Origin of the sequence: Acidovorax lacteus, from assembly GCF_039540375.1 — a bacterium.
Classification (GTDB): Bacteria; Pseudomonadota; Gammaproteobacteria; order Burkholderiales; family Burkholderiaceae_C; genus Acidovorax_G; species Acidovorax_G lacteus.
Window position 1 is genome coordinate 65,158 of the sequence record NZ_BAABEX010000028.1, and the last position, 25,469, is coordinate 90,626.

Genomic DNA, 25,469 nt, shown 5'->3' on the forward strand with positions numbered 1-25,469 from the left:
GCGCAGCCCTCTTCTAACCCCCGAACGGACCTCACGACCATGCCTCTCGTCTCGATGCGCGAACTGCTCGACCATGCCGCCACCCACGGCTATGGCATCCCTGCCTTCAACGTCAACAACCTGGAGCAGGTCCAGGCGGTGATGGCAGCGGCGGACGAAGTGGGCGCACCGGTGATCCTGCAGGCCAGTGCTGGCGCGCGCAAGTACGCGGGCGAGCCCTTCATCAAGCACCTGATCCAGGCCGCTGTGGAGGCGTTTCCGCACATTCCGCTGGTGATGCACCAGGACCACGGCACCAGCCCCAAGGTCTGCCAGGGCGCGATTGATTTGGGCTTCGGCTCGGTGATGATGGACGGCTCGCTGATGGAAGACGGCAAGACGCCCGCATCGTTCGACTACAACGTGGAAGTGACGCGCAAGGTGGTCGAAATGGCCCACAAGGTGGGCGTGACGGTGGAAGGCGAGCTTGGCTGCCTGGGCAACCTGGAAACTGGTGATGCCGGTGAGGAAGACGGCATTGGCGCCGAAGGCAAGCTGGACCACAGCCAGATGCTGACCGACCCGGAAGAGGCGGCCCAGTTCGTCAAGGCCACGCAGCTCGATGCGCTGGCCATTGCCATCGGCACCAGCCACGGTGCGTACAAGTTCAGCCGCCCGCCCACGGGCGACATCCTGGCGATCAGCCGCGTGAAGGAAATCCACGCGCGCATTCCGAACACGCACCTGGTGATGCACGGTTCGTCGTCGGTGCCGCAAGAGCTGCTGGACATCATCAACCAGTACGGCGGCAAGATGAAGCAGACCTATGGCGTACCGGTCAAAGAGATCCAGGAAGCCATCAAGCACGGCGTGCGCAAGATCAACATCGATACGGACATCCGCCTGGCCATGACAGGCGCGGTGCGCAAGTTCCTGGCCGAGAACCCCGACAAGTTCGACGCCCGTGAGTGGCTCAAGCCCGCACGCGAAGCAGCCAAGCTGGTGTGCAAGGCCCGCTACCTGGAATTCGGCTGCGAAGGCCAGGCCGCCAAGATCAAGGGCGATACGCTGCAGGTGATGGCCCAGCGCTACGCACAGGGCGAACTGGCCCAGGTTGTGCACTGACCCTCGCTGCGCGCATTGCATCCCACCCGCCCCGGGGCCACCCGCGGCGGGTTTTTTCATGCCCGTGCGCCATGCGCTCTTGCCCCCGGCCTGTGGGGCGGAAGGCCGGAGGACCGTTCTCTCAGGGTCTTCCCGGAGGCCCTTTTGGGAGTTGTCTCTACATCAGACAAATGCGACAGCGATAAAAGTTTCTTCATGTAAGCTTTCATTCAGCGAATACGTAATTCCACGGATCCCCTGGAGCGAGGAGAACCCATGCGCATTGGTGTGCCTGCGGAGACGATGGCAGGAGAAACCCGGGTGGCCGCCACCCCGGAGACGGTCAAGAAACTCAAGGCCCTGGGCCACCAGGTCTGCATCGAGTCGGGTGCCGGCGTGGCGGCCAGCGTGCCCGACGCGGCCTATGCGGCCGCGGGTGGCGAGATCGCCGACGCCGCGGGCGCCTGGGGCGCCGACTTGGTGCTCAAGGTGCGTTGCCCCTCGGAGGCCGAAGCGCCGCGCCTGCGCGCCGGCAGCACCCTGGTGGGCATGCTCAACCCGTTCGATGCGGAGGGCCTGCAGCGCCTGGCCACGGCGGGTGTGACGGCCTATGCGTTGGAGGCCGCGCCGCGCACCACGCGGGCGCAGAGCATGGACGTGCTCTCCAGCCAGGCCAACATCGCAGGCTACAAGGCCGTGATGATTGCGGCCGACCGCTACCAGCGCTTTTTCCCCATGCTCATGACGGCGGCCGGTACCGTAAAGGCTGCGCGCGTGGTAATTCTGGGCGTGGGCGTGGCGGGCCTGCAGGCCATTGCCACAGCCAAGCGCCTGGGTGCCGTGATCGAGGCTTCTGACGTGCGCCCAAGCGTGAAGGAGCAGGTCGAATCCCTGGGTGCGAAGTTCATCGACGTGCCCTACGAAACCGCCGAAGAGAAAGAAGCCGCCGAGGGCGTGGGGGGCTATGCCCGCCCCATGCCCCAGAGCTGGCTCGACCGCCAGAAGGCCGAAGTGGCCAAGCGCGTGGCCCAGGCCGACGTGGTAATCACCACCGCCCTGATTCCGGGACGCCCGGCTCCCGTGCTCGTGACCGAAGACATGGTACGGTCCATGAAGGCGGGTTCTGTGGTCGTCGATCTGGCAGCGCCGCAGGGCGGCAACTGCCCTCTGACCGAACCCGGCCGTACCGTGGTCAAGCACGGTGTGACGCTCGTGGGAGAAACCAATCTTCCGGCCCTGGTGGCCGCAGACGCCTCGTCCCTGTATGCGCGCAACGTGCTCGATTTCCTGAAACTCATCATCAACAAGGAAGGCGCCTTGCACATGGACCTGCAGGACGACATCGTGGCGGCCTGCCTCGTGGCCCATGAAGGCGCCGTCAAGCGCGCATGACTGTTTTTTCCGTGAGCCGTTCCCGTCTTTCCATCGCCGTTGCATTGCGGCGCACCCTGCGCCCGGCGCTGCTGGCCTCGGCCGTTGCAGCACTGGCCGCGTGCGCGCCGCTGCAGCCCGACCGCACCGAAGCCCCGGTAGGCCGTGCGCGCCTGGTGCTGCCTGATGCCGCCTGGAAAGACCTGGGCGTGGTCGCGGCCGATGCGCTGCCATCGCCTTTCCGTGGCGCGGGCCTGCCGCTCGAGACCCGGGCGGCCGTGCTGCACGATGCCCAGGGCCAGGTGCTGGCCGCGGTGCTGCTGCAAACCAATGCCACCAACCATCCGCGCACTGGCGCCGCCTGGCAGACCGACTGCCCGCGTGAGCAGGGCCTGCTGGTGGACGACCGTGCCACGAGCCCGGTGCGCGTGGACTGCCTGCGCTTCAAGCGCTGGGCCGATCAGGCGGGCTGGGCCACCCAACAACACCCCGAGATGATGCGCTGGCTGCAGGCCCACAAGGCCGTTCCTGCCCGGCCCTATTCGCACCTGAGCTATCGCTACGGGACGGAGGCCGGTGCCTTCGTGCAGGTGCATGCGCTGGCCGACCAGCGCCTGCTGCGGCCCGCCACCCGCAGCAACGAGGAGTTCCTGCACGCGGGAGTTCCGGCGCGCGACTGGAGCCGCCAGGTGGCGGACGCCGCGCGCCTGAGCACCGCGATGCTCGACGGGCATTTCGCATTGCCGGCATTTCCGTTGCCGGTGCCCCAATGAAGTGAAGAGGAGAGGAGCCTTGCCATGGAAGCCGTCTCACCGACGATCATCAACCTGATCATCTTCGTGCTGGCCATCTACGTGGGTTACCACGTGGTGTGGAACGTCACGCCCGCCCTGCACACACCGCTGATGGCGGTGACCAACGCGGTGTCGGCCATCGTGATCGTGGGCGCGATGCTCGCGGCCGCGCTCACCGAAACCCCGCTGGGCAAGACCATGGGCACGCTGGCCGTGGCACTGGCCGCCGTCAACGTGTTCGGGGGCTTCCTCGTCACGCGGCGCATGCTCGAGATGTTCAAGAAGAAAGAACGCAAGGCCCCGGCCGCGCGCTCGGAGGATGCCAAGCCATGAGCATGAACCTTGTGACGCTGCTGTACCTGGTGGCGAGTGTCTGCTTCATCCAGGCCTTGAAGGGCCTGTCGCATCCCACCACGTCGATCCGCGGCAACCTGTTCGGCATGGCCGGCATGGCCATTGCGGTGCTGACCACTGCAGCGCTGATCGTCGAACTCTCGGGCGGCAAGGCGCAGGGCATGGTCTATGTGCTGGGCGGTTTGCTGGTGGGCGGCGCTGCCGGTGCCGTGATGGCCCAGCGCGTGGAGATGACCAAGATGCCCGAGCTGGTGGCCTTCATGCACAGCATGATCGGCCTGGCGGCGGTGTTCATTGCGGTCGCGGCCGTGGCCGAGCCCTGGGCGTTTCAGATCGTCGCGCGTGGCGAGCCGATTCCGCTGGGCAACCGGCTGGAGCTGTTCCTGGGTGCGGCCATCGGGGCCATTACGTTCAGCGGCTCGGTGATCGCCTTTGGCAAGCTCAGCGGCAAATACAAGTTCCGTCTGTTCCAGGGCGCGCCCGTGGTGTTCTCGGGCCAGCATTTGCTGAACCTGGTGCTGGGCCTGGCCACCGTGGGCCTGGGCCTGGTGTTCATGTTCACCGAGAACTGGACTGCCTTCTTCATCATGCTGGCGCTGTCCTTCGTATTGGGCGTGCTGATCATCATCCCGATTGGCGGTGCCGACATGCCGGTGGTGGTGTCCATGCTCAACAGCTATTCGGGCTGGGCGGCTGCGGGCATCGGCTTCAGCCTCAACAACAGCATGCTGATCATTGCGGGCTCGCTGGTGGGCAGTTCGGGCGCGATCCTGAGCTACATCATGTGCAAGGCCATGAATCGCTCGTTCTTCAATGTGATTCTCGGTGGCTTTGGCGGAGACGCTGGCACGGCGGCAGCCGGTGCCCAGGTGCAGCGCACCGTCAAGAGTGGCAGCGCCGACGACGTGGCCTTTGTGCTGGGCAATGCCGAGACCGTGATCATCGTCCCCGGCTATGGTCTGGCCGTGGCCCGTGCGCAGCACGCGGTCAAGGAGCTGGCCCAGAAGCTGGTGGAAAAGGGCATCACGGTGAAGTACGCCATTCACCCGGTGGCAGGCCGCATGCCAGGCCACATGAACGTGCTGCTCGCCGAGGCCGAAGTGCCCTACGACCAGGTGTTCGAGATGGAAGACATCAACGGCGAATTCGGCCAGGCCGATGTGGCCATCATCCTGGGCGCGAACGACGTGGTGAACCCGGCCGCGCACACCAAGGGCAGTCCGATCTATGGCATGCCCATCCTGGAAGCCTACAAGGCCAAGACCGTGATCGTGAACAAGCGCTCGATGGCCGCCGGCTACGCAGGCCTAGACAACGAGCTGTTCTACATGGACAAGACCATGATGGTTTTCGGCGACGCGAAAAAGGTCGTGGAAGACATCGGCAAGGCCATCGAGTAAGCCTGTGTGCGGGCTTGGGCCCGCCACAAGTCCCCACCGTTTCCGGGGGCTCGCACGCACGCTCCCTGCGGTGCGTGCGGCCTAGGGAAACTACACCCCCGCGGCGCGGCCACCGGCAGGGACAATGCCGGGGTTCAACCCGCATCCACCCCATCGCAACAAGAAGTATTGGAGAGACACGCATGACCGACCGCCCCTGGCTGGCCGCCTACCCGCAAGGCGTTCCCGCAGACATCGATCCTTCGCAGTACCCTTCGCTGGTCGCGCTCATGGACGAGGCGTTCAGCAAGTACGCGAGCCGCACGGCCTACAGCTTCATGGGCAAGGACGTGTCCTATGCCGAGACCGATTCGCTGAGCGCTGCCTTTGCCGCGTACCTGCAGAGCCTGGGCCTGGTCAAGGGCGACCGCGTTGCCATCATGATGCCCAACGTGCCCCAGTACCCGGTGGCCGTGGCCGGTATCCTGCGTGCGGGCTTCGTGATCGTGAACGTGAACCCGCTGTACACGCCGCGCGAGCTGGAGCACCAGCTCAAGGACTCGGGCGCGAAGGCCATCGTCATCATCGAGAACTTCGCCACCACGCTGCAGCAGTGCATTGCGAACACGCCTGTCAAGCATGTGGTGCTGGCCGCCATGGGCGACCGCCTCGGTCTGCTCAAGGGCGCACTCGTCAACTACGTGGTGCGCAACGTCAAGAAGCTGGTGCCGCCGTACGAGCTGCCCGGCGCAGTGCGCTTCAACCAGGCGCTGGCCCTGGGCACCAAGGCCTCGCTCAAGAAGCCCGACATCAAGCCCGATGACATCGCGCTGCTGCAGTACACGGGCGGCACCACGGGTGTGAGCAAGGGCGCTGTGCTTCTGCACCGCAACGTGATCGCCAACGTGCTGCAGTCCGAAGCCTGGAACAACCCGGTGATGAAGAAGATCCCGGCTGGCGAGCAGCCCACCAGCGTGTGCGCGCTGCCGCTTTACCACATCTTCGCGTTCACCGTGAACATGATGCTGTCCATGCGCACGGGCGGCAAAACCATCCTGATCCCGAACCCGCGCGATTTGCCGGCCGTGCTCAAGGAACTGTCCAAGCACACCTTCCACAGCTTCCCGGCGGTCAATACGCTGTTCAACGGCCTGGCCAACCATCCGGACTTCAACACCGTCAACTGGAAGAACCTCAAGATTTCGCTGGGCGGTGGCATGGCCGTGCAAGGCGCAGTGGCCAAGCTCTGGCTCGAAAAGACGGGCTGCCCGGTCTGCGAAGGCTACGGCCTGTCGGAGACCAGCCCCTCGGCCAGCTGCAACCCCGTGACCAGCACCGAGTTCACCGGCACCATCGGTGTGCCGATTCCGGGCACCTACATGAAGCTGCTGGACGACGACGGCAAGGAAGTGACCACGCTGGGCCAGCCGGGCGAAATCGCCATCAAGGGCCCGCAGGTGATGGCAGGCTACTGGCAGCGTCCGGACGAAACCGCCAAGGTCATGACCGAGGACGGCTACTTCAAGTCGGGCGACGTGGGCGTGATGGACGCGCGGGGCTACTTCAAGATCGTGGACCGCAAGAAGGACATGGTCTTGGTCAGCGGCTTCAACGTGTACCCGAACGAAGTCGAGGAAGTGGTGGCGGCCTGTCCGGGCGTGCTCGAGTGCGCCGTGGTGGGTGTGCCAGACGAGAAGACCGGCGAAGCTGTGAAGCTGGTCATCGTGAAGAAGTCGCCCGACCTGACGGAAGCCCAGGTGCGCGAGTTCTGCAAGGCCAACCTCACGGGCTACAAGCAGCCCAAGGTGGTGGAGTTCCGCACCGAGCTGCCCAAGACCCCGGTGGGCAAAATCCTGCGCCGCGAGCTGCGCGACAAGAAGTAAGCCCATCCGTTTCGGCGGCACAAGGCGCACCCTCCGGGGTGCGCCTTTTTTCATGGGGCGGTGCGCGATAGGGGGCGCTCGTCCGTGCACAATGCGGCTCCCGGTCGTGCCCAGTGGCGCAGCCGTCAGCCCGACCGACTCACGCCATGTGCACCGCCATTCTCAGCGCCCTGCCCGAAGAGCAGGCCACCCTGCTTGACCACCTGCAGCATCCGCAGCGCCAGATGCACGCGGGCCGTGCGTTCTGGACGGGCGTGCTCGAAGGGCGCGGCGTGGTGATGGCGCTGTCGGGCATGGGCAAGGTGGCTGCGGCCACCACGGCCACGGCGCTCATCGAGCGCTTTGCGGCAGCGCGCATCGTGTTCACCGGCGTGGCCGGTGGCGTTGGCGATGGCGTGCGCGTGGGCGATCTCGTGGTGGCGCGGGACTACCTGCAGCACGACATGGACGCCTCACCACTCGCGCCGCGCTGGGTGGTGCCGGGCTACCGCGAGGCCCGTATGCCTTGCGATGCGGCCCTGAGCGCCCAGCTGTGGCAAGCGGCCCGGCACTGCGCGGCCGCCACCGGCGCGGGCGCGCACCACGGGCTGATCGCCAGCGGCGACCAGTTCATCGCCTCGGCCGAAGCCGCGCAGCGCTTGCGCGGTGCACTGGCCCTTGCCGGGCATGAGGTGCTGGCGGTCGAGATGGAAGGGGCCGCGGTGGCCCAGGTGTGTGCCGACTATGGCGTGCCGTTTGCCGCCGTACGCACCATCTCCGACCGGGCGGACGACGATGCGCATGTGGACTTCCTGCAGTTCGTGCAGACCGTGGCCTGCCGCAATGCCGATGCCGTGCTGCGCACCTTCATGCGGTTGCTACCAAAATAATAGCTGCTCGTGCTTGATTGATAAGCACGAGCAGCCAATTTGGCTATAAGCCTTTGGGTTTACTTGAGCCAGCCGCGCTTGCGGAAGTACCACATGGGGCCGAGCGCACTGGCCACCATCAGCGCCAGCGCATATGGGTAGCCCCAGGTCTGGGCCAGTTCGGGCATGTGCTGGAAGTTCATGCCGTACACGCTCGCAATCAGCGTGGGGGGCAGCAGCGCCACGCTGGCCACCGAGAAGATCTTGATGATCTTGTTCTGGTTGATGTTGATGAAGCCGACCGTGGCGTCCATCAGGAAGTTGATCTTTTCAAACAGAAAGGCCGTGTGGTTGTCCAGCGATTCGATGTCGCGCAGGATCTGCCGCGCCTCCTCGAACTGCTCGGCGTTGAGCATCTTGGAGCGCATCATGAAGCTCACGGCGCGGCGGGTGTCCATCACGTTGCGGCGAATGCGGCCGTTCAGGTCTTCCTGTCGCGCAATGGCGGCCAGCACCTCGCCCGCGCGCGTGTCGGTCACGTCGCCCGACAGCACCTGCTTGCTCACGGCCTCCAGCTCGTCGTAGATGCCTTCGAGCGTGTCGGCCGAATACTCCGCATCGGCGTCGAACAGTTTGAGCAGCACTTCCTTGGCGTCTTCGATCAGCCCGGGCGCACGGCGGGCGCGCATGCGCAGCAGGCGGAACACGGGCACGTCTTCGTCGTGGATCGAGAACAGCACGCCCCGGCTCTTGAGGTTGGCGTTGTGCTGGTTCAGGATGAAGGCCACGCGCACCGAGCGTGGGTCTTCGTCGTCGTCGATCAAAAAGTCGCTGCGGATGTGCAACTCGCCGTTGTCTTCTTCGTAGAAGCGGGCGGATTCCTCGATGTCCTCGTCCATCGCGTCTTCGGGGATGGACAGGCCGTAGTGCTGCTTGATCCAGCGCTTTTCTTCCAGCGTCGGGGCTTCCAGGTCCACCCAGATCGGCTGGAACTTGGTCAGCTCTTCGAGCGACTCGATTTCTTCCTGGAACAGCCGGCCATTGGCCAGCGTAAAGATGTTGAGCATGGGCTCACTCCCTGGGGGTCGGTTCGGCGGTGCGGGGGGAATGGGGTGCTTTCAACCCCCGCGGCACGCTGCCAGGGAGCTGAAAGCTACCAACTCGGGTAGGTTTCCAAAGAGATCTCTCCGGTGGGGAATGGATCAGGTGCGCGATTATGGCACCGCCACCCCGGGGCGGTGATGACAGCGCCGTGGCGCTGGCTCAGCGCTGGGCCGCGTTCGCTGTGCGGTCGGCCAGGTGGGCGAGCGCCGTGCAGAGATCGGCCCAGGCTGCGGCCTTGGTGGCCGGCGAGCGCAGCAGAAACGCCGGGTCGTAGCTGACCACCGCGGTGCAGCCGGCCACCTGGTGCAGCCGGTTGCGCAGATGCCCCAGCGGTTCGGCCAGGCCCAGCGCCCAGCGGGCAGGCACATGGCCCAGCAGCAGCACGGCATCGGGCTGCAAGGCCTGCACGGCGGCGGACAGGGCGGTGGCGTCGGTGCCCGGCGGCTGCTCGGTGCCGGCGGGGCAGCGCTCCAGGGGCAGGCAGTGGGCGTGCGGCAGGCCCGGGCGTTGCAGCGCGCGCAGCATGTTGTCCAGCAGACGGCCTGCGTCGCCCGACAGCGGTGCGGCCGGGTCCGGGCATTCGACCACCACCAGCCAGCGTGCGCCGTCGGCGGCTGCGTCCGGGTACAGCGCCACCGGTGCACATGCGCGCAGCACCCAGTCGGCGCCGCCGGGGCTGGCCGATGCCGCCGCAGGCGCGCGGGTGGCTGGGGGCGAGGCCGTTGGCACCGTGCGCGCTCTGGCGGTGGTGCTGGGCACGGCGGTAGCAGCCGGCTCGGCAGTGACCTGCGAGGCTGCCGGTACCGGCGCTGCCGCTGCTGGCAGTGCAGGGGCGGGCGCAGCAGGGGGCGATTCGGCGTGTTCAGCGGGTCCGGGCCACCACACGGTGATGCCCATTTCCTGCAGTATGGCCCGCTGGCGGGCGTCCAGGTCCAGTGCCATGGGCCGCGCCTCAGAGCATGCGGCTCATCACAATGGCGTCCTCGCGCTCGCCGTTGTGGGCCGGGTAATAGCGTTTGCGCTCGCCCACGCGGCGAAAGCCATAGGCGGTGTAGATGGCTTGCGCGCGCAGGTTGCTCACGCGCACCTCCAGCCACAGCCATTGCGCGCCCTGCTGGCGCGACCAGTCGGCCAGCGCGTCCAGCAGCGTGCGCGCGTGGCCCTGGCGCTGGTGGGCCGGGGCCACAGTCAGGTTCAGCAGGTGCACCTCGTCCACGCCCTTCATGGCCACAAAGTAGCCCAGCAGCGTGTCGCCCGCCATGAGCAGTTGGCATTCGTAACCTGCCGCCAGCGCATCGATGAAGTTGCCGCGTGTCCAGGGGTGCGAATACGCCTGCTGCTCGACCACCATCAGACCGTCGAGCCCGTCCAGCGCCAGGGGCGCGAACGTGGTCGGGGTGGGCGCAGAGCGCAGCGGGGCAGTCATGGGAGGCGGATCGGGGCGGAACATGCAGGGCGTCAGGCCTGCGCTGTGGGCGCGGCAGCGGCCGATGTTACCTGCGCGGCCTTGGCCGCTGCACGCTCGGCGGTGGTGTGCGCGACTTTGTCGCGCACGTACAGGGGCAAGGCTTCGGCAGCCGGTACGGCCCGTCCCTGGGCCAGCAGTGTGGGGGCCAGCCGCAGCAGGGCTGCAGCGTCGGGTCGCGCGGGTACGGCCGTAGCCGTGGCGGCTGCGGCCACGCGTGCGCCGTAGGCCTGCACCGCATTGCCTGCCAGCGTCCAGCCCTCGGGCACTGCCAGGGCCTCGGGCGCGCACAGGCCCAGCGGCCCGGCGGATTGCCAGCCACTGCCCTCGGTCCACTGCCAGGCCGCGTGGTACAGCTCGTCCATGCGCGCATCCAGCGCGGCCACCACCTGGGTGCAGCCGTGGCGCGTGCGCGCGTCCTCGGCCACGGCCAGAAGTGTCGGCACCGGCAGCACCGGCAGGCCCTGGCCGCCGCGTGCGCCAAAGGCCAGCCCCTGGGCCACGGAACAGGCCGTGCGCAGGCCGGTGAACGATCCGGGCCCTTGGCCAAAGACCAGGGCGTCCAGCGTGTCCAGCGTGTCCAGCGTCAGCCCGGCCTGCGCCAGCAGCCCGCGCAGCGCCGGGATCAGCGCGGCCGAGGCGTGGGCTCCCCCGGGCAGTTGCTCCGTGATCGGGCCCTCGGGGCCGGTTACGGCCAGGTACAAGGTGTCGGTGCTGGTGTCAAAGGCAAGCAGGCGCATGGGAGTCGGTCAGGAGCGAGGTGCAACGGCGGCCGCAGGCGGAGCGGGTGGGGCAGGAGGCGCGGTGCTGCGCAGCACCCCCGCGAGAATGCCGGCCGTGACCAGCAGCAGGCCTGCGCCCAGGTTCCAGTGCAGGGGTTCGCCCAGGAACACCACGGCCCCCATGGCCGACAGGCCGGGCACCAGTGCGGTGATCATGGTAGATCGGACGGGGCCGAAGTGGCGGATCATGTGTGTGAAGGTGATGCCCGAAATGACCACCGAGCCGCCGCCCTGGAACACCATCTGGAAGACGATTTCGCTCCACGGTGCCGCGCCCAGGCGGCTGGTGATCCACCCGGCCTGGCTCAGCAGCAGGTACAGCGGCAGGTACACCATGCAGGCAAACGCGGTGATCGCAATCGTGGCCTGCACGGCGTCCACCGCATGCCGGCGGGCCATCACGCTGTAGGTGCCCCAGCAGGCTGCGGCGGCCATGAACAGCAGATCGCCCTTCCACACGTCGCCGCCATCAAACGCCGACAACAGGCTACTTCCGCCCACGAGCAGGTCGCCAGCCACGATCAGGGCCAGGCCCAGGGCGCGTGCGCGGGTGATGTGGTCGCGCAGCAGCCAGGCGGCCAGGAGTGCCGTCCACAGCGGCAGGCTGCCCGGCATGAGCACCGCGGCGTGGGTGGCCGGTGCGTGGAAGAAGCCCGAATACGCCAGCATGGCGTACAGCAGCCCACCAAAGGTGCCGAGCAGCGCGGTGGTGCGCCACGGCAGGGGTGAGAGTCCGCCCACGCTGCTGGGTGGCACACCGATCCCCTGTGCACGCGCCTGGACACGCTGCCGTTGCACCAGCCACCAGCCCCAGGGTAGCAGCACTACGCTGGCCCCCAGGATGCGCAACAGCGCAATGTCGAAGGGGGCGAGCGTGCGCTGTGCCGAGGCGCGGGCGATGACGATGAAGCCTGTCCAGATCGTGACCGTGACGATCGCCGACAGCACGCCCACGGCGCGGGGTGAAAGACGCATCAGGCGATTATCGTTGCCGCTGCGCAGTGCTGCGCTGCGGCCTGTGGGCCGGGCGATAGACTCATGGCCCATGCGCCTGCCATCGTTTGCCCGTCTGCTGTGTCTCACCGCGTGCCTGCTGCTGGCAGGCGGGGGTCAGGCCCGAACTGTGGCCCCCGCAGCATCAGCGGGTGGCGGCGCATCGGCCCCCGTGGCGGCCACGGCCCTGCCGGCCGAGGTCGAGGCGGCGCTGGCCCGCGCACGCCTGCCGCGCGAGGCCCTGTCAGCGCTTGTGGTCGAGGTGCCACCCGGCCCTCGTGCAGCAGTGCCCCGCCTGGCCCACCGCGCGCAGGAGCCGGTGAACCCGGCCTCGGTGATGAAGCTGGTCACCACCTACGCGGCGCTCGATCTGCTGGGGCCCGCCTACACCTGGAACACGCCGGTCTATATCGAAGGTACGGTGCAGGGCGGCAGCTTGCAGGGCAACGTGTACTTGCAAGGGCAGGGCGATCCCAAACTCGTGGTGGAGCGCTTGTGGCTGCTGCTGCGCCGTCTGCAGGCCCAGGGCATCCAGGTCATCGTGGGCGATATCGTGCTGGACCGCAGTGCCTTCCAGGTGCCCGATCTGGATCCTGGCCGCTTCGACGGGGAGCCGCTGCGGCCGTACAACGCCGCGCCCGAGGCACTGCTGCTGAACTACAAGTCGGTGCTCATGACCTTCATTCCGGACGCCGCAGCTGGTGTGGCGCGCGTGCAGTACGAGCCGCCGCTGGCGGGCGTGCAGCGCCCGGCCACCGTGCCGCTGGCTGCGCCCGGTGCCGAATGCGGCGACTGGCGCACAGGGCTGAAGGCCGAGCTTGCCGATGCGCAGCGCGTGGCCTTTCAGGGCGTGTATCCGGCCGCTTGCGGCGAGCGGGCCTGGCCCGTGGCCTACGCAGATCCGCGCAGCTATGCGGCCCGTGCGGTGGAAGGGCTGTGGCGCGAACTCGGCGGCAAGCTCACCGGCAGTGTGCGCGAGGGCCGCGTACCGGCCGGGCTCAAGCCCGCATTTGCCGTGCAGTCGCCGCCGCTGGCAGAGCTGGTGCGCGACATCAATAAGTTCAGCAACAACGTGATGACGCAGCAGCTGTTCCTCACGCTCGCGCTGCAACGCCAGGGCGTGGGCAGCTTCGACGGTGCGCGTGAGCAGGTGCGCCAGTGGTGGCAGGCGCGCTGGCCTGCGGAGGAGCAGCCCGTGGTGGACAACGGTGCCGGCTTGTCGCGCGAAGCGCGCATCACGCCCCAGGCGCTGGCGCGCATGCTGCAGTCGGCCTGGGTGTCGCCCGTGATGCCGGAGCTGGTGGCCTCGCTGCCCGTGGCCGGGGTGGACGGTACGCTGCGCCGCAGCCAGAGCCGACCCGGCACTGCCCACCTCAAGACCGGCAGCCTGCGCGATGTGATGTCGATTGCAGGCTATGTGCACGCTGCAAGCGGTCGCCGCTACGTGTTGGTGGGCATCGTCCAGCATGCCCAGGCGGGCAGCGCGCGGCCGGTGCTCGACGCGCTGATCGACTGGACTGCACGCGATGGCGCGGCGCCCTGACTTCCTGCCCTTTTCTGGACCGTTCTCCATGTCCCTGACCGACCTCGTCGGCTATGTCGCCGCCACGCTCACCACCTGCAGCTTTGTGCCGCAAGCTTTGCAGACCTTCCGCACCCGCGATGTGAGCGGCATCTCTCTGGGTATGTACAGCGTGTTCACCACCGGGGTGGCGCTGTGGCTGGCCTATGGCCTGGCCCTGCAGGCCTGGCCCATCGTGGTGGCCAATGCCATCACGCTGATGCTGGCCGGGGCCATTCTGGCCATGAAGCTGCGCTACGGCCGCAGCCCGCGCTAGGCGCCAACTGACTGGCGCGGCGGGGCTTGTCGCCTATGTGTCAGGCGACGCCGGGGGCGCGCGTATTCCCCTATGGTTGCTGCGGTGCGGCTGCGAGCACCATGCGGCGGTTGCCCAATTCCCCACTGATCGGAGGTATATCGCCATGCACGCCCAACGTTTTCGCCTTTCCTGCCTGGCCGTCGCCACAGCCGCTCTGCTTGCCGCCTGCGGCGGCTCGGATGGCCCCAACCGCGGCGACCTGCTTGAAACGCCGGCCGTCCTGACCACGCTCACCGCCGCGCAAATCGACGCCGCTGCAGCCTCCGCGGGCCTGCAGGCGCTGGCAGGCAAGGCGCAGTGCGATGTGAAGGTCGTGGCGCTGAACTATTCCACGATCGGTGTGCAGCCGGGCGAAACCACCAATGCCTCGGGTGTGATGCTGGTGCCCGCGGGGGCCTGTACCACGCCAGCGGCCCTGGTGGCTTACGCCAAGGGCACCGATGTGCAAAAACCCCGTACCCTTGCGAACCCGCAGGACAGCGAAACCTTCCTGCTCACGGCGATGTATGCCGCGCGTGGCTATGCCGTCGTGGCCACCGATTACCTGGGCTTTGCCAAGTCCAACTACAGCTACCACCCGTACCTGCATGCCGACTCGGAGGCGACATCCGTCATCGACTCGGTGCGTGCGGCGCGCAATGCGGCGTCGACCGTGGGCGCATCGCTGTCGGGCAAGGTGATGTTCACCGGCTACTCGCAGGGCGGCCATGCGTCCATGGCGGCGCACCGCGCTGCCGAGCGCGACCATCCGACGGAATTTAACGTGGTGGCCGGCGCGCACCTGGCCGGTCCGTACAACCTGTCGGGCTCGCTCAAGCTCACTGAGGCGATTGCAGGCTACCAGTTCTTCGTGCCCTACCTGGTCACGGCCTGGCAGAAGGCCTACGGCAACGTTTACACCGACGTGAACCAGGTGTTCAAGGCACCGTATGCCAGCTACATCGAGACCCTGCTGCCAAGCCCCACACTGAACTACACCACGCTGGTGACCTCGGGCCGCCTGCCGGGCGGTCCTGGCGTAACGCCCAACCAGGCGCGTGATGCGATTTTCCAGTCGGCTTACCTGCAGGGGGCGCAGACCAGCAACACGCACCCATTGTTCTTGGCAGCCAGAAAGAACGACCTGCTCGGCTGGAACCCCAAGGCGCGCGTGCTGCTGTGCGGTGGTGCGGGCGACCCGACCGTGCCGCCGGCCGTGCATCAGGCGCCCATGAAGGCCGACTTCGACAGCCGTGGCCTGACCAACGTCGTGTCGGTGGATGTGGACGCTGCCATCCAGGCCACGTTTGGCCCGGGGGGTAAGGCGCCGACCGATCCGACCTCTGCGGCCTTTGCCACCTACTACGGCAACTACCACGGCACCTACGAGCCGCCTTTCTGTCACGCCCAGGCGCGTGCTGTGTTCGACGCTGTGCGCTGAGCGCCGTCTGCAAGGGCCCCTTTCCAAGGGAGCCTGCAGCAGCAAAAAAAGCCGACCCAAGGGTCGGCTTTTTCATGGTGCGTGACAGGCGACTGGAGGTGCTTACCAGCGTGCGCGCAGCCGATCGTAGGCGTAGTTGCCCAACTGGCGGTGCGCCGAGGGTGTGAGGTACACCGGGTCGGCGAACACATAAGCGTCGGCCGCAGCGTTGGCCAGCAGCGTCGAGCCGGTGCACAGCGCCGAATTGACCTGCCCCGCTCCGATGCCGATGCCGTTGCTGGCGTCCACCGAGATGCAGACCGGCGTGGTCGCGTTGTTGAAGCCATAGGAGCCCGGCGTGCCCACGTACAGGTTCACGTAGTAGGCGGTGTCGATGTAGAGCACGTTCGCGCCCAGGTCCACCACTTCGACCAGCAGGCCTTCATTGAAGCGGCTGCTGGCGTCGCTCAACAGTCCTTCGCGGCCAATGGTCTTGGCCCAGGGTGTCTTGCCCAGGTCGTAGGTGCCGGTCACCACCACATACTTGGCACCGGCCTGCACCAGACGGCGTACCTGCTGGCCCAGCGCCTGCCCGGCCTGGCGCGAAGCATCCACCATCTGCGTGGGCGTCATGCTGCCAGCCGTCACGGCGGCCATGTGGGCGATCACGTCGCTCACGCCGGCGTTCATCAGCACGATATCGCTCTTGCCAAAAGTGCCGCCGCCGGCCAGGTACTGGCTCACCTGGTCGGTCACCGTCGGGGTGCTGGCATTGCCGGCCGCATCGGGCTTGGTGGCCGTGCGGGCGTTGCCCGTAGCGTAGCTCAGTCCGCCCGAGGCGGCGGGGGCCAGCGTCTTGCCGTAGCGCGACACGAGCTGCAGGGTCCAGTTGTTCACCGAGCCGTTGTTGACGGTGTAGCGCGTGCCTTTTTGGCCGATGTCGGTGAGTCCGTCGCCAAACGCAATGAAGCGGTCGGGCGTGATGGCCGATTCGGTGGTGCTTGAACCGCAAGCCGCCAGCAACGTGGCCGATGCAACAGCGGCGACCAGGGCGGTGCGGCGCATCCATTTAACTGCCATGTATTTCTCCCATGAAGGTGGCGAATAGTTTAACGACGCCGCGCAAGGGCCGCCCTGCCGCGCTGGCGTCGTCCCCCTGCCCGCATCGCGCAGCGACGCGATAGCGGGGGGGAGGCACGCAGGGCCTCGGGGGGTGTCTCAAGATGCCGCGCGGCGCAGGCGGTCTCGCACACCCTCCCATTCGGGGGTGTCGGGGGGTGTTTCGATCCAGATCAGTTTGACCTCTTCGGCATCCAGTGCGCGCAGCGTGGCAAACAGCTGCCGGGCGGTGCTGCCAGCGTCGTCGGGCATGCGCCGCACCAGCACGCGGGCTGAGCGGGCTTTGATGGGCGACCGCGCGTAGATCGCCAGATGCGCTGCATCAGAGCCGAGCAGGTCGAGCCCAGTCTGCAGCGCTTTGGCGTCCATGAGGCGCACACGGGCCGTGGGCGCGTAGTGCGACTCCAGCGTGCCCGAGGCGCGCGGCGTGGCGCCCTCTGCCACCTCGTCAGGGCTGCGCGGGGCCATGCCGCAGACGGCTTCAATCTGCGCGCGGGTGATGGCGCCGGGGCGCAGCAGCACGGGCACGCTGCGCGTGCAGTCGATGATGGTGGATTCGATGCCCACGTCGCAGGCACCGCCGTCGAGCACCAGCAGGGCATCACCGAGTTCGTCGCGCACATGCGCAGCCGTGGTGGGGCTGACGCGGCCGAAGCGGTTGGCGCTGGGCGCGGCCAGCCCCCAGACCACGCGCTCGCCAGCGGGCGGGTGCGCGCAGGCGCGCAGCACGGCCTGCGCCACGGGGTGCGAGGGGCAGCGCACGCCCACGCTGGCCTGCCCGCCCGCGGCGGCGGCAGCCCGGTCTGCCCGGCGCGGCAGGATGAGCGTGAGCGGCCCGGGCCAGAAGGCCTGCGCCAGTGCGCGGGCCCAGGCGGGCACGCTGTGGGCGAAGTGGTCGATGGCCTCGGCCTCGGCCACGTGCACGATCAGCGGGTGGTCGCTCGGGCGGCCCTTGGCGGCAAAGATGGCGGCCACGGCCGCGTCGTTGTCGGCGTCGGCCGCTAGGCCATAGACGGTTTCGGTGGGCAGGCCCAGCAGGTCGCCCCGGCGCAGGGCCGCTGCGGCGGCCTGCACCGAGGTGTCGAGGGGTCCAGGCAGGATCATCGCGGGCGGCCTGCTCAGAACGGCGCAATGCCCAGCAGCGCAGCCGCCTGCAGGGCGGTGCTGCGCGCGGCCTCGGCGGTGGGCGCGGTGATGTTCAGGTGGCCCATCTTGCGGCCGCGCTTGGCCTCGCGCTTGCCGTACAGGTGCAGGTTGGTGCCGGGCAGCGCCAGCACCGCATCCCAGGCCGGCGTGCGCGGCGTGTCGCCACCGGGCGCAAACCACAGGTCGCCCAGCAGGTTCAGCATCACGGCCGGGCTGTGCTGGCGCGGCGGCGTGAGCGGCAGCCCTGCCATGCAGCGCACCTGCAGCTCGAACTGCGACACGTCGCAGGCGTTCTGGCTGTAATGGCCGCTGTTGTGCGGGCGCGGTGCGATCTCGTTGACGACCAAGCGGCCGTCTTGCAGCACGAAGAACTCGACGCACAGCACGCCCACGTACTGCAAGCCGTTTGCTATCGAAATTGCAGCGGTTTGTGCTTGTTTGGCAAGCACGGGCGGCACATTTCCTTCATAAACTTCGGTGACGGCGAGGATCCCCTGGCGGTGCAGGTTGCGCTGCACAGGCAGCAGCACGCACTGGCCGTCCTGGCCGCGCGCCACGATCACCGAGCATTCGAGTGCCAGCGGCAACATCTGCTCCAGCACGCAGGGCACGCGGCCCATCTGCTCCCAAGCGGCGGCCAGCTCGGCGCGGGTGCTCACGCGTGCCTGGCCCTTGCCGTCGTAGCCCATGCGAGCCGTCTTGAGGATGCCGGGCAGCAGCGCATCGGGCACGGCCGCGAGCTGCGCGGGTGTGTCCACCACGGCATACGGCGCACAGGGCACGCCGCACTGCACGAAATGCGCTTTCTCGCGGGCGCGGTCCTGCGCCACGGCCACGGCGGCCGCGCCCGGGGCCACCGGGCGGCGCGCGGCCAGCGCGTCCAGCGCGGCGGCGGGCACGTTCTCGAATTCGGTGGTCACCGCGTCGCTGACGGCGGCGAGCTGCGCAAGGCCTTGGGCATCGTCGTAGGCCGTGCGGATGTGGTGATGGCTCACCAGGCCCGCGGGGCTGTCCGGGTCGGCGTCGAGCACGGCCGTGAAGTAGCCCATGGCCTGGGCCGCATGCACGAACATGCGGCCGAGCTGGCCGCCGCCAAGCACGCCCAGCGTGCTGCCGGGCAGAAGGGGTTGAGGAGTGGATGGGTTCATCGCCGGGCGGCCCCAAGAGGAAAAAATGGCGCCTCCGGGGCGCTGCAACGCGCGCAGCGGTGGGGCGTAGGCATCGTGTTCATGCGGGCGGCAAGGTCATGGCGCGTGCTGCGGCTGTCTGCTCGGCGCGGAAGGCTTCGAGCCGTGCGCGCAGTGCCGGGTCTTCGCCCGCCAGCAGGGCCACGGCAAACAGCGCTGCGTTGGCCGCGCCGGCCGTGCCGATGGCAAAGGTGGCCACGGGCACGCCCTTGGGCATCTGCACGATGCTGTGCAGCGAGTCCACGCCTTGCAGGTGGCGGCTGGCCACCGGCACGCCCAGCACGGGCACCACGGTCTTGGCGGCGATCATGCCCGGCAGGTGGGCGGCCCCGCCCGCGCCCGCGATGATGGCCTTGAGCCCGCGCCCGGCGGCGCTTTCGGCGTAGGCGAACATGTCGTCGGGCATGCGGTGGGCCGAGACCACGCGTGCCTCGTGGGCGACATCGAATTGCTGGAGAATCTGCACTGCGTGCTGCATGGTGTCCCAGTCGCTGCTGGAGCCCATGACCACGCCGATCTGGATGGGTTTCATGGTGTGTGGGGCCGGGCGTGTTCGCCCTGCTGCCGCCGTGGTGGAACCCGCGATTTTACTTTTTGCGACCTTGAAGGCCTGAACCACATGATCGATGTGACCGTAGAGAACTTTGAAGCGGACGTGATTGCCGCTTCGATGAGCGTTCCCGTGCTGGTCGATTTCTGGGCGCCGTGGTGCGGCCCGTGCAAGTCCCTGGGGCCGGTGCTCGAAAAGCTCGAAACCGAATACGCCGGCCGCTTCATTCTGGCCAAGATCGATTCCGACCAGGAGCAACAGCTCGCAGCCATGTTCGGCATCCGCAGCATTCCGACCTGCGTGCTGCTCAAGAACGGCCAGCCGGTGGATGGCTTCATGGGCGCGCTGCCCGAAGGCCAGGTGCGCGCCTTCCTCGACAAGCATGTGCCCTCGGCCGAAGAACTGGTGGCCGAATCCGACGAGCAGGCCGCTCAGGAAGCGCTGGCCGATGGCGATGCCGACACCGCACTCGAAAAGCTGCAGCACGCCGTGGCCACCGACCCAGCCAATGACGAGGCCCGCTTTGACTACGTGCATCTGCTGCTGCAACTGGGCCGCGACGACGACGCCAAGGTGGCGTTCGCCCCCGTGATCGCCAAGGCCGCCGGCTCGCGCCGCTTGGGTGCCCTCAAGGCCTGGATGGACGCGCGCGACAGCCAGGCCGCTGCCGACCTGGCGGCGCTCGATGCCCGCATTGCCACCAACAAGCGCGACTTCGATGCGCGGTACGCGCGCGCCCAGCACTGCATGGCCGTGGGGCGCTTCACCGATGCCATGGATGAGTTGCTCGAGGTGCTGATGCGCGACAAGGCCTGGAACGACGAGGCTGCGCGCAAGCTGTACGTGGCCATTCTCGAAATCATCGAGCCGCCCAAGCCCAAGGTGGCCGAAGGGCAGATCCCGCCGGAAGACCCGGTGGTGGCCCAGTACCGCCGGCGTCTGAGTTCGGTGGTACTGAGCTGAAACCGGCGCTGGCCTCCGGCCGCGCCTGCCATGCAAAAGGGCCCCGCGGGGGCCCTTTTGCATGGGGGAGGCGAGCCGGTCAGCCCAGCAGGCGCTGCAGCGCCTCGCGGTACTTGGCCGCGGTTTTTTCGATCACGTCGCGCGGCAGGCGCGGGGCCGGAGCGGTCTTGTCCCAGGGCTTGCCGTTGACCTGCGCTTGTTCGAGCCAGTCGCGCACGAACTGCTTGTCAAAGCTCGGCGGGTTGTCGCCACGCGCCAGCGCCTCGGCGTAGCCTTCCACCGGCCAGTAGCGCGAGCTGTCGGGCGTGAGCACCTCATCCATCAGGACCAGCGTGCCATCGGCGTCCAGGCCGAACTCGAACTTGGTGTCGGCAATGATCATCCCTTTGGTCAGCGCGATCTCGGCCGCGGCCTGGTACAGCGCAATGCTGATGTCGCGGATGCGGGCGGCCAGGTCCGGGCCGATCATCTCCACGGTGCGTTCGAAGGTGATGTTCTCGTCGTGTTCGCCCACCGCGGCCTTGGCGGCCGGCGTGTAGATGGGCTCGGGCAGCTTGGCCGCGTTGGTCAGCCCTGCAGGCAGGGGCACGCCGCACACCGACAGCGAGGCCTGGTACTCCTTCCAGCCGCTGCCAGCCAAGTAGCCGCGCACCACGGCCTCCACCGGAATCGGACGCAGGCGCTTGACCAGCATCGAGCGGCCGCGCACCTGCGGCACTTCTGCCGCCGTGACCACGCTTTCCGGATCGTCGCCCGTGAGGTGGTTGGGGCACAGGTGTCCGAGCTTGTCGAACCAGTACAGCGCCATTTGCGTGAGCAGCTCGCCCTTGCCCGGAATCGGCTCGCCCATGATCACGTCAAAGGCCGAGAGGCGGTCGCTGGCCACCATCAGGATGCGGTCGTCGCCCACCGCATAGTTGTCGCGCACCTTGCCGCGCGCCAGCAGGGGCAGCGATTGCAGGGCCGAAGTGTGCAGGGCGGTCGATGTGGGCTGGGGGCTGGGGGCGGTCATGTGGAGCAGCGGGTCACGGCGCGGCGGCTGCCGGCGTTGTCACAAAGGGGCGGGGCGACGGGCCGCACGGTGCACCACGGGTGGCGCTGCGCGCAGCAACGCCTGATTTTACGCGGGCGCTTTGAGGGACAGCGGCAGGCGGGCGCATCGGGCACACTGCACGCTTTGCCCGCCTTGCTGCGCTGCACAGGGCCGCACGCCATGACCACGACCACCGAACTGCCGCCCCGCCGGGAGATGTGGCTGCTGCTGACCCTGGCCGGGGTGCAGTTCACGCACATCCTCGACTTCATGATCATGATGCCGCTCGGCCCGCAGCTGACGGCTTTGTTCCGCATCAGCGATGCGCAGTTCGGCATGCTGGTTTCGGCCTACACGCTGGCGGCGGGTGCGTCGGGCCTGCTGGCCGCTACCTACATCGACCGCTTGGGTCGCAAGCCCCTGCTGCTGGTGTTGTACGGGCAGTTTGCGCTGGCCACGCTGGCCTGCGCGCTGGCGCCCACCTACGGCACGCTGATGGTCGCGCGCATTCTGGCCGGCGTGTTTGGCGGTGTTCTGTCGGCCCTGAGCCAGACCATCGTGGCCGATGTGATTCCGTTCGAGCGGCGTGGGCGTGCCAGTGCCATCGTGATGACCTCGTTCTCGGTGTCCACGGTGGCGGGCGTTCCGCTCGGGCTGGTGTTGGCCAGCCACTGGAGCTGGCACGCGCCATTCGTGGCGATTGCAGTGCTGTGCGCTGCGCTGTGGGTGCTGGCGGCGCGGGTGCTGCCTGCGCTGGATTCGCACATGGCTGCGGGGGCGGGGCGCTCGCTGCTGGGTGGTCTGCAGGACGTGCTGCGAGATGCGAACCACCGGCGCGCGTTCGTGTTCTCGGCGCTGCTCATGTTCACGGGCTTCACGGTCATTCCGTACATCACCATCTACATGCAGACCAACGCGGGGGTGCGGGCCGACCAGGTGCCCTACATCTACCTGTGCGGCGGATTGGTGACCCTTTTCACCGCACGCTGGTTTGGTCGATTGACCGACCAGCGAGGCAAGGTGGTGGTGTTTCGCTGGCTGGCCCTGGCTGTGGCGGTGCCGCTGCTGGGCATCACGCTGGTCGCGGGTATGCCGCTGCCCGTCATCCTGCTGGTTTCCACGCTCATGTTCACCTGCATGAGCGGGCGCATGATTCCGGGCATGGCCCTCGTGGTGTCGGCGGCGCACCCGAGCATGCGGGGGGCGTTCATGACCTTGAATGCCGCGGTGCAGTCGGCCTCCATGGGCGTAGCGTCCATTGTGGGCGGTCTGCTGATCAGCCGCACGCCACAGGGGCTGGTGCAGAACTACTGGATGGCGGCGGTGGTCGGCATCGGCGCCAGTGTGCTGGCCATGTGGATGGCGGGCCGCCTGCATTTGCACGGCGCACCCGGCAATGGGCCGGCGGCGCATGAAGGGCCGTCTGCCTAGGCAACAGCTGGCATCCTACGCCGGATATGCGCGGTGCGCAGTGGAGACCCCTCGCTGCAGGCGGATGCCGCGCCGCAGGATTGCTTTTCGCCGACCGCAGGCGCATAGTGGACTCAGGTCGACGAATGCATTCAGTTCACCAGGCCGCGCCAGCCGGGCGGCCTTTGTCCCACCGAGAGCCACAGGAGACTCATCTATGAATCTGACGATCAGCGGTCACCACCTCGAAGTCACCCCTGCATTGCGAAACTACGTCACCTCCAAGCTGGACCGGATTACGCGCCATTTCGATCAAGTGGTGGATGTGAAGGTGCTGCTGACAGTGGAAAAGCAGAAGGAAAAGGAAAAGCGCCAGCGTGCCGAGTGCAACATCCACGTGAAGGGCAACGATCTGTTTGCCGAGAGCTCGCACTCCGACCTGTACGCTGCCGTGGACGAACTGGTCGACAAACTCGACCGTCAGGTGGTGCGGCACAAGGACCGCCTGCAGGACCACCACCACGAGCCAGCCAAGCGCGAAATGCTGGCATGAGACCCAGGCACTGAACCTGCCACCCGACCGCCCCCAGGGCGGTTTTTTTGTGGCTGGTGTCTGTGACTCAGGGTTTCTGCCAATATGTGCATAATTGTTACCCACACCATGAACCGTCTAGCCTCCATCCTGCCCTCTGCCCAGGTGCTTGTGAGCGTCGATGCCACGAGCAAGAAGCGCGCCTTTGAAGAGGCAGGCCTGCTCTTCGAGAGCCAGCACGGTTTGTCCCGCGCCCTCGTCACCGACAGCCTGTTTGCGCGCGAGCGTCTCGGCTCCACTGGCCTAGGCCACGGTGTGGCCATTCCGCATGGCCGCATCAAGGGACTCAAGTCGCCCATGGCGGCGGTGTTCCAGCTGGCCCAGCCCATTGGCTTTGATGCCCCGGACGAGCAGCCCGTTGTACTGCTGATCTTCCTGCTGGTGCCAGAGGCTGCGACGCAGAAGCACCTGGAGATCCTCTCCGAGATCGCGGAACTGCTGAGCGACGCCCCCCTGCGCGAGCGGCTCAAGTCCTGCTCCGATGCCGCTGAGCTCCACGGGCTGATCGCGGATTGGCAGTCCACGCAGACCGCGGCTTGAACGCTCTGGTGCCGCGCAGCCTTCCGGTTCGCCCCACCCGCGTGCGCTATCCCTCATGAAGCCCAACGTCGTCAGCGCCGATGTGCTCTTCGAGGAGTTTCGGGGGCAGCTGCGCTGGGAATGGGTGGCCGGGCTCGGTGCTTCCGAACGCCGGTTCGACGAGGTGGCCGTGCGGTCGGCCCGCTCGGGGGCCGATCTGGTGGGCTACCTCAACTACATCCACCCCTACCGCGTCCAGATCCTGGGTGAGCGCGAGATTGCCTACCTGAGCAGCGCGTCTCCGGAGGACTGCAAGCGCCGGATCGCGCGCATCGTCACGCTGGAGCCGCCCGTGCTGGTGCTGGCCGACAACCAGACCGCCCCCGATGCGCTGGTATCCATGTGCGAGCGTGCCCAGATACCGATGTTCGCCACGCACGAGTCGTCGGCCTTCGTGATTGACGTGCTGCGGGCGTACCTGTCCAAGCATTTCGCCGACCGCACCACCATGCACGGCGTGTTCATGGACATTTTGGGCCTGGGCGTCCTCATCACCGGCGAATCGGGCCTGGGCAAGAGTGAGCTGGGCCTGGAGCTCATCTCTCGAGGTAACGGCCTGGTGGCCGACGATGCGGTGGACCTGTACCGCATCAACCAGACCACGATTGAAGGCAAGTGCCCCGAGCTGCTGCAAAACCTGCTGGAGGTGCGCGGTATTGGCCTGCTGGACATCCGCGCGATCTTTGGCGAGACCGCCGTGCGCCGCAAGATGCGGCTCAAGCTCATCGTGCACCTTGTGCGCAAGGAAACCCTGGAGCGCGACTACGAACGCCTGCCCTACGAGCCTCTGACGCAGGACGTTCTGGGGGTGCCCGTGCTCAAGGTGGTGATCCAGGTGGTCGCAGGCCGCAACATCGCGGTGCTGGTTGAGGCGGCGGTGCGCAACACCATCTTGCAGCTGCGCGGCATTGACACTTACCAGGAGTTCGTGGAGCGGCACCGCCGCGCCATGGAACGTGACAGCGGCGGCTGAAGGCCGCCCCCTGAGTTGCCTCGCGTCTTACCCCGAGAGAGGTTGTTGACGGTCTGACCGAGGGGCTGTTTTCACGCGGGTACCGAACTGGGCCATCAGTTCTTCAACGCGCGGATTGGCCGCTGAAACGGTCGTTCACCCAGCCTTCTTTGCGCATGCGGCGCACTGGCCGTACAGCGCCATCGAATGGTCGTGTACCACCCAGCCCTTGGCGGCGGCTACCATCTGCTGGCGCTTTTCGATCTCGGGGTCGTAGAACTCCTCGACCTTGCCGCAGCTCGTGCACACGAAATGGTCGTGGTGCTGGCCTTCGTTGAGTTCGTAAACAGCCTTGCCGCTTTCGAAATTGCTGCGGATCAGGATGCCGGCCTGCTCAAACTGCGTGAGCACGCGGTACACCGTGGCCAGCCCGATATCAGAGCGCTCTTCGAGCAGCACCCGGAAAACGTCTTCCGCCGTCATGTGGCGCTGTGCGCCGCGCTGGAAGATCTCAAGGATCTTGAGCCGGGGCAGCGTGGCCTTGAGCCCGGTGTTCTTGAGTTCGTCGATGCTGGTCATGGCGGGTTCTTCCGTGGCAGGGGG

Annotated in this window: 26 protein-coding genes; 15 read left to right on the forward strand and 11 right to left on the reverse strand. The window is 67.4% G+C overall.

Annotated features, from left to right (window positions below; translation table 11 throughout):
• Positions 1–39 precede the first annotated feature (39 nt).
• The 7 genes from fba to ABD866_RS12695 all read left to right on the forward strand — a co-directional run bounded on the left by fba (position 40) and on the right by ABD866_RS12695 (position 7,733).
• On the forward strand, positions 40–1,104 hold the full coding sequence (gene fba, locus ABD866_RS12665) for a class II fructose-bisphosphate aldolase (protein WP_345065595.1): 1,065 nt from the start codon (positions 40–42) through the stop codon (positions 1,102–1,104).
• Between the two features lie 255 nt (positions 1,105–1,359).
• Positions 1,360–2,475 carry a Re/Si-specific NAD(P)(+) transhydrogenase subunit alpha gene (locus tag ABD866_RS12670; RefSeq protein WP_345065598.1) on the forward strand — a complete coding sequence of 372 codons (1,116 nt, stop codon included), beginning with the start codon at positions 1,360–1,362 and terminating at the stop codon, positions 2,473–2,475.
• A gap of 11 nt (positions 2,476–2,486) precedes the next feature.
• The gene (locus ABD866_RS12675; protein WP_345065601.1) at positions 2,487–3,227 is read left to right on the forward strand and encodes a hypothetical protein; all 741 of its coding nucleotides are present in this window, start codon (positions 2,487–2,489) and stop codon (positions 3,225–3,227) included.
• A 24-nt stretch (positions 3,228–3,251) separates the two neighbouring features.
• A complete protein-coding gene (locus ABD866_RS12680; protein WP_345065604.1) occupies positions 3,252–3,581 on the forward strand; it encodes an NAD(P) transhydrogenase subunit alpha part 2 in 330 nt (109 codons plus the stop codon).
• On the forward strand, positions 3,578–5,002 hold the full coding sequence (locus tag ABD866_RS12685) for an NAD(P)(+) transhydrogenase (Re/Si-specific) subunit beta (RefSeq protein WP_345065607.1): 1,425 nt from the start codon (positions 3,578–3,580) through the stop codon (positions 5,000–5,002). Before ABD866_RS12680 ends, ABD866_RS12685 begins: the two co-directional genes overlap by 4 nt.
• Before the next feature lie 182 nt (positions 5,003–5,184).
• Positions 5,185–6,864, forward strand: a complete 1,680-nt coding sequence (locus ABD866_RS12690; RefSeq protein ID WP_345065610.1) for a long-chain-fatty-acid--CoA ligase — start codon at positions 5,185–5,187, stop codon at positions 6,862–6,864.
• A 146-nt stretch (positions 6,865–7,010) separates the two neighbouring features.
• Positions 7,011–7,733, forward strand: a complete 723-nt coding sequence (locus ABD866_RS12695; protein ID WP_345065613.1) for a 5'-methylthioadenosine/adenosylhomocysteine nucleosidase — start codon at positions 7,011–7,013, stop codon at positions 7,731–7,733.
• 59 nt (positions 7,734–7,792) lie between these two features.
• Here ABD866_RS12695 and corA read toward each other — a convergent pair whose 3' ends face one another.
• From corA to ABD866_RS12720, 5 genes are all read right to left on the reverse strand, one after another.
• Positions 7,793–8,779, reverse strand: a complete 987-nt coding sequence (gene corA / locus ABD866_RS12700; RefSeq protein WP_345065616.1) for a magnesium/cobalt transporter CorA — start codon at positions 8,777–8,779, stop codon at positions 7,793–7,795.
• Between the two features lie 196 nt (positions 8,780–8,975).
• On the reverse strand, positions 8,976–9,758 hold the full coding sequence (locus tag ABD866_RS12705) for a uracil-DNA glycosylase family protein (RefSeq protein WP_345065619.1): 783 nt from the start codon (positions 9,756–9,758) through the stop codon (positions 8,976–8,978).
• A 10-nt stretch (positions 9,759–9,768) separates the two neighbouring features.
• The gene (gene rimI, locus ABD866_RS12710) at positions 9,769–10,242 is read right to left on the reverse strand and encodes a ribosomal protein S18-alanine N-acetyltransferase (RefSeq protein ID WP_345065622.1); all 474 of its coding nucleotides are present in this window, start codon (positions 10,240–10,242) and stop codon (positions 9,769–9,771) included.
• Between the two features lie 32 nt (positions 10,243–10,274).
• Positions 10,275–11,021: a tRNA (adenosine(37)-N6)-threonylcarbamoyltransferase complex dimerization subunit type 1 TsaB gene (gene tsaB, locus ABD866_RS12715; protein WP_345065624.1), complete on the reverse strand. Its 747-nt coding sequence runs from the start codon at positions 11,019–11,021 to the stop codon at positions 10,275–10,277.
• Positions 11,022–11,030: 9 nt separating this feature from the next.
• The gene (locus ABD866_RS12720) at positions 11,031–12,038 is read right to left on the reverse strand and encodes a DMT family transporter (protein WP_345065627.1); all 1,008 of its coding nucleotides are present in this window, start codon (positions 12,036–12,038) and stop codon (positions 11,031–11,033) included.
• 70 nt (positions 12,039–12,108) lie between these two features.
• On the opposite strand from ABD866_RS12720, the gene dacB reads away from it, so the two are divergent.
• The 3 genes from dacB (at position 12,109) to ABD866_RS12735 (ending at position 15,356) form a co-directional block, all read left to right on the forward strand.
• On the forward strand, positions 12,109–13,599 hold the full coding sequence (gene dacB, locus ABD866_RS12725) for a D-alanyl-D-alanine carboxypeptidase/D-alanyl-D-alanine endopeptidase (RefSeq protein ID WP_345065630.1): 1,491 nt from the start codon (positions 12,109–12,111) through the stop codon (positions 13,597–13,599).
• A gap of 28 nt (positions 13,600–13,627) precedes the next feature.
• A complete protein-coding gene (locus ABD866_RS12730; protein ID WP_345065633.1) occupies positions 13,628–13,894 on the forward strand; it encodes a SemiSWEET transporter in 267 nt (88 codons plus the stop codon).
• Between the two features lie 145 nt (positions 13,895–14,039).
• Entirely contained in the window at positions 14,040–15,356 is a 1,317-nt protein-coding gene (locus tag ABD866_RS12735; protein WP_345065636.1) for a lipase family protein, read from the forward strand.
• A gap of 102 nt (positions 15,357–15,458) precedes the next feature.
• Here the strand turns inward: ABD866_RS12735 and ABD866_RS12740 are convergent, their stop codons facing one another.
• From ABD866_RS12740 to purE, 4 genes are all read right to left on the reverse strand, one after another.
• Entirely contained in the window at positions 15,459–16,415 is a 957-nt protein-coding gene (locus ABD866_RS12740; RefSeq protein WP_345065639.1) for an SGNH/GDSL hydrolase family protein, read from the reverse strand.
• Between the two features lie 138 nt (positions 16,416–16,553).
• The gene (locus ABD866_RS12745; protein WP_345065642.1) at positions 16,554–17,558 is read right to left on the reverse strand and encodes an L-threonylcarbamoyladenylate synthase; all 1,005 of its coding nucleotides are present in this window, start codon (positions 17,556–17,558) and stop codon (positions 16,554–16,556) included.
• 14 nt (positions 17,559–17,572) lie between these two features.
• A complete protein-coding gene (locus tag ABD866_RS12750) occupies positions 17,573–18,748 on the reverse strand; it encodes a 5-(carboxyamino)imidazole ribonucleotide synthase (protein WP_345065645.1) in 1,176 nt (391 codons plus the stop codon).
• Positions 18,749–18,827: 79 nt separating this feature from the next.
• The gene (purE, locus tag ABD866_RS12755) at positions 18,828–19,319 is read right to left on the reverse strand and encodes a 5-(carboxyamino)imidazole ribonucleotide mutase (RefSeq protein WP_345065647.1); all 492 of its coding nucleotides are present in this window, start codon (positions 19,317–19,319) and stop codon (positions 18,828–18,830) included.
• A gap of 87 nt (positions 19,320–19,406) precedes the next feature.
• Here purE and trxA point away from each other — a divergent pair, with 87 nt between their 5' ends.
• Entirely contained in the window at positions 19,407–20,300 is an 894-nt protein-coding gene (gene trxA, locus ABD866_RS12760) for a thioredoxin (protein ID WP_345065650.1), read from the forward strand.
• A 79-nt stretch (positions 20,301–20,379) separates the two neighbouring features.
• On the opposite strand, the gene ABD866_RS12765 is transcribed toward trxA, so the two are convergent.
• Complete coding sequence (locus tag ABD866_RS12765; protein ID WP_345065653.1) at positions 20,380–21,312, reverse strand: phosphoribosylaminoimidazolesuccinocarboxamide synthase; 933 nt, start codon at positions 21,310–21,312, stop codon at positions 20,380–20,382.
• A 201-nt stretch (positions 21,313–21,513) separates the two neighbouring features.
• Here ABD866_RS12765 and ABD866_RS12770 point away from each other — a divergent pair, with 201 nt between their 5' ends.
• The 4 genes from ABD866_RS12770 to hprK all read left to right on the forward strand — a co-directional run bounded on the left by ABD866_RS12770 (position 21,514) and on the right by hprK (position 24,887).
• Positions 21,514–22,764, forward strand: coding sequence for an MFS transporter (locus ABD866_RS12770; protein WP_345065656.1), 1,251 nt, complete (start codon positions 21,514–21,516; stop codon positions 22,762–22,764).
• 196 nt (positions 22,765–22,960) lie between these two features.
• Entirely contained in the window at positions 22,961–23,296 is a 336-nt protein-coding gene (hpf, locus tag ABD866_RS12775) for a ribosome hibernation-promoting factor, HPF/YfiA family (protein ID WP_345065659.1), read from the forward strand.
• A 108-nt stretch (positions 23,297–23,404) separates the two neighbouring features.
• Positions 23,405–23,875, forward strand: a complete 471-nt coding sequence (locus ABD866_RS12780; protein ID WP_345065662.1) for a PTS sugar transporter subunit IIA — start codon at positions 23,405–23,407, stop codon at positions 23,873–23,875.
• Positions 23,876–23,930: 55 nt separating this feature from the next.
• Positions 23,931–24,887: an HPr(Ser) kinase/phosphatase gene (gene hprK / locus ABD866_RS12785; protein WP_345065665.1), complete on the forward strand. Its 957-nt coding sequence runs from the start codon at positions 23,931–23,933 to the stop codon at positions 24,885–24,887.
• Between the two features lie 135 nt (positions 24,888–25,022).
• Here the strand turns inward: hprK and fur are convergent, their stop codons facing one another.
• Entirely contained in the window at positions 25,023–25,445 is a 423-nt protein-coding gene (gene fur / locus ABD866_RS12790) for a ferric iron uptake transcriptional regulator (protein ID WP_345065668.1), read from the reverse strand.
• Positions 25,446–25,469 lie beyond the last annotated feature (24 nt).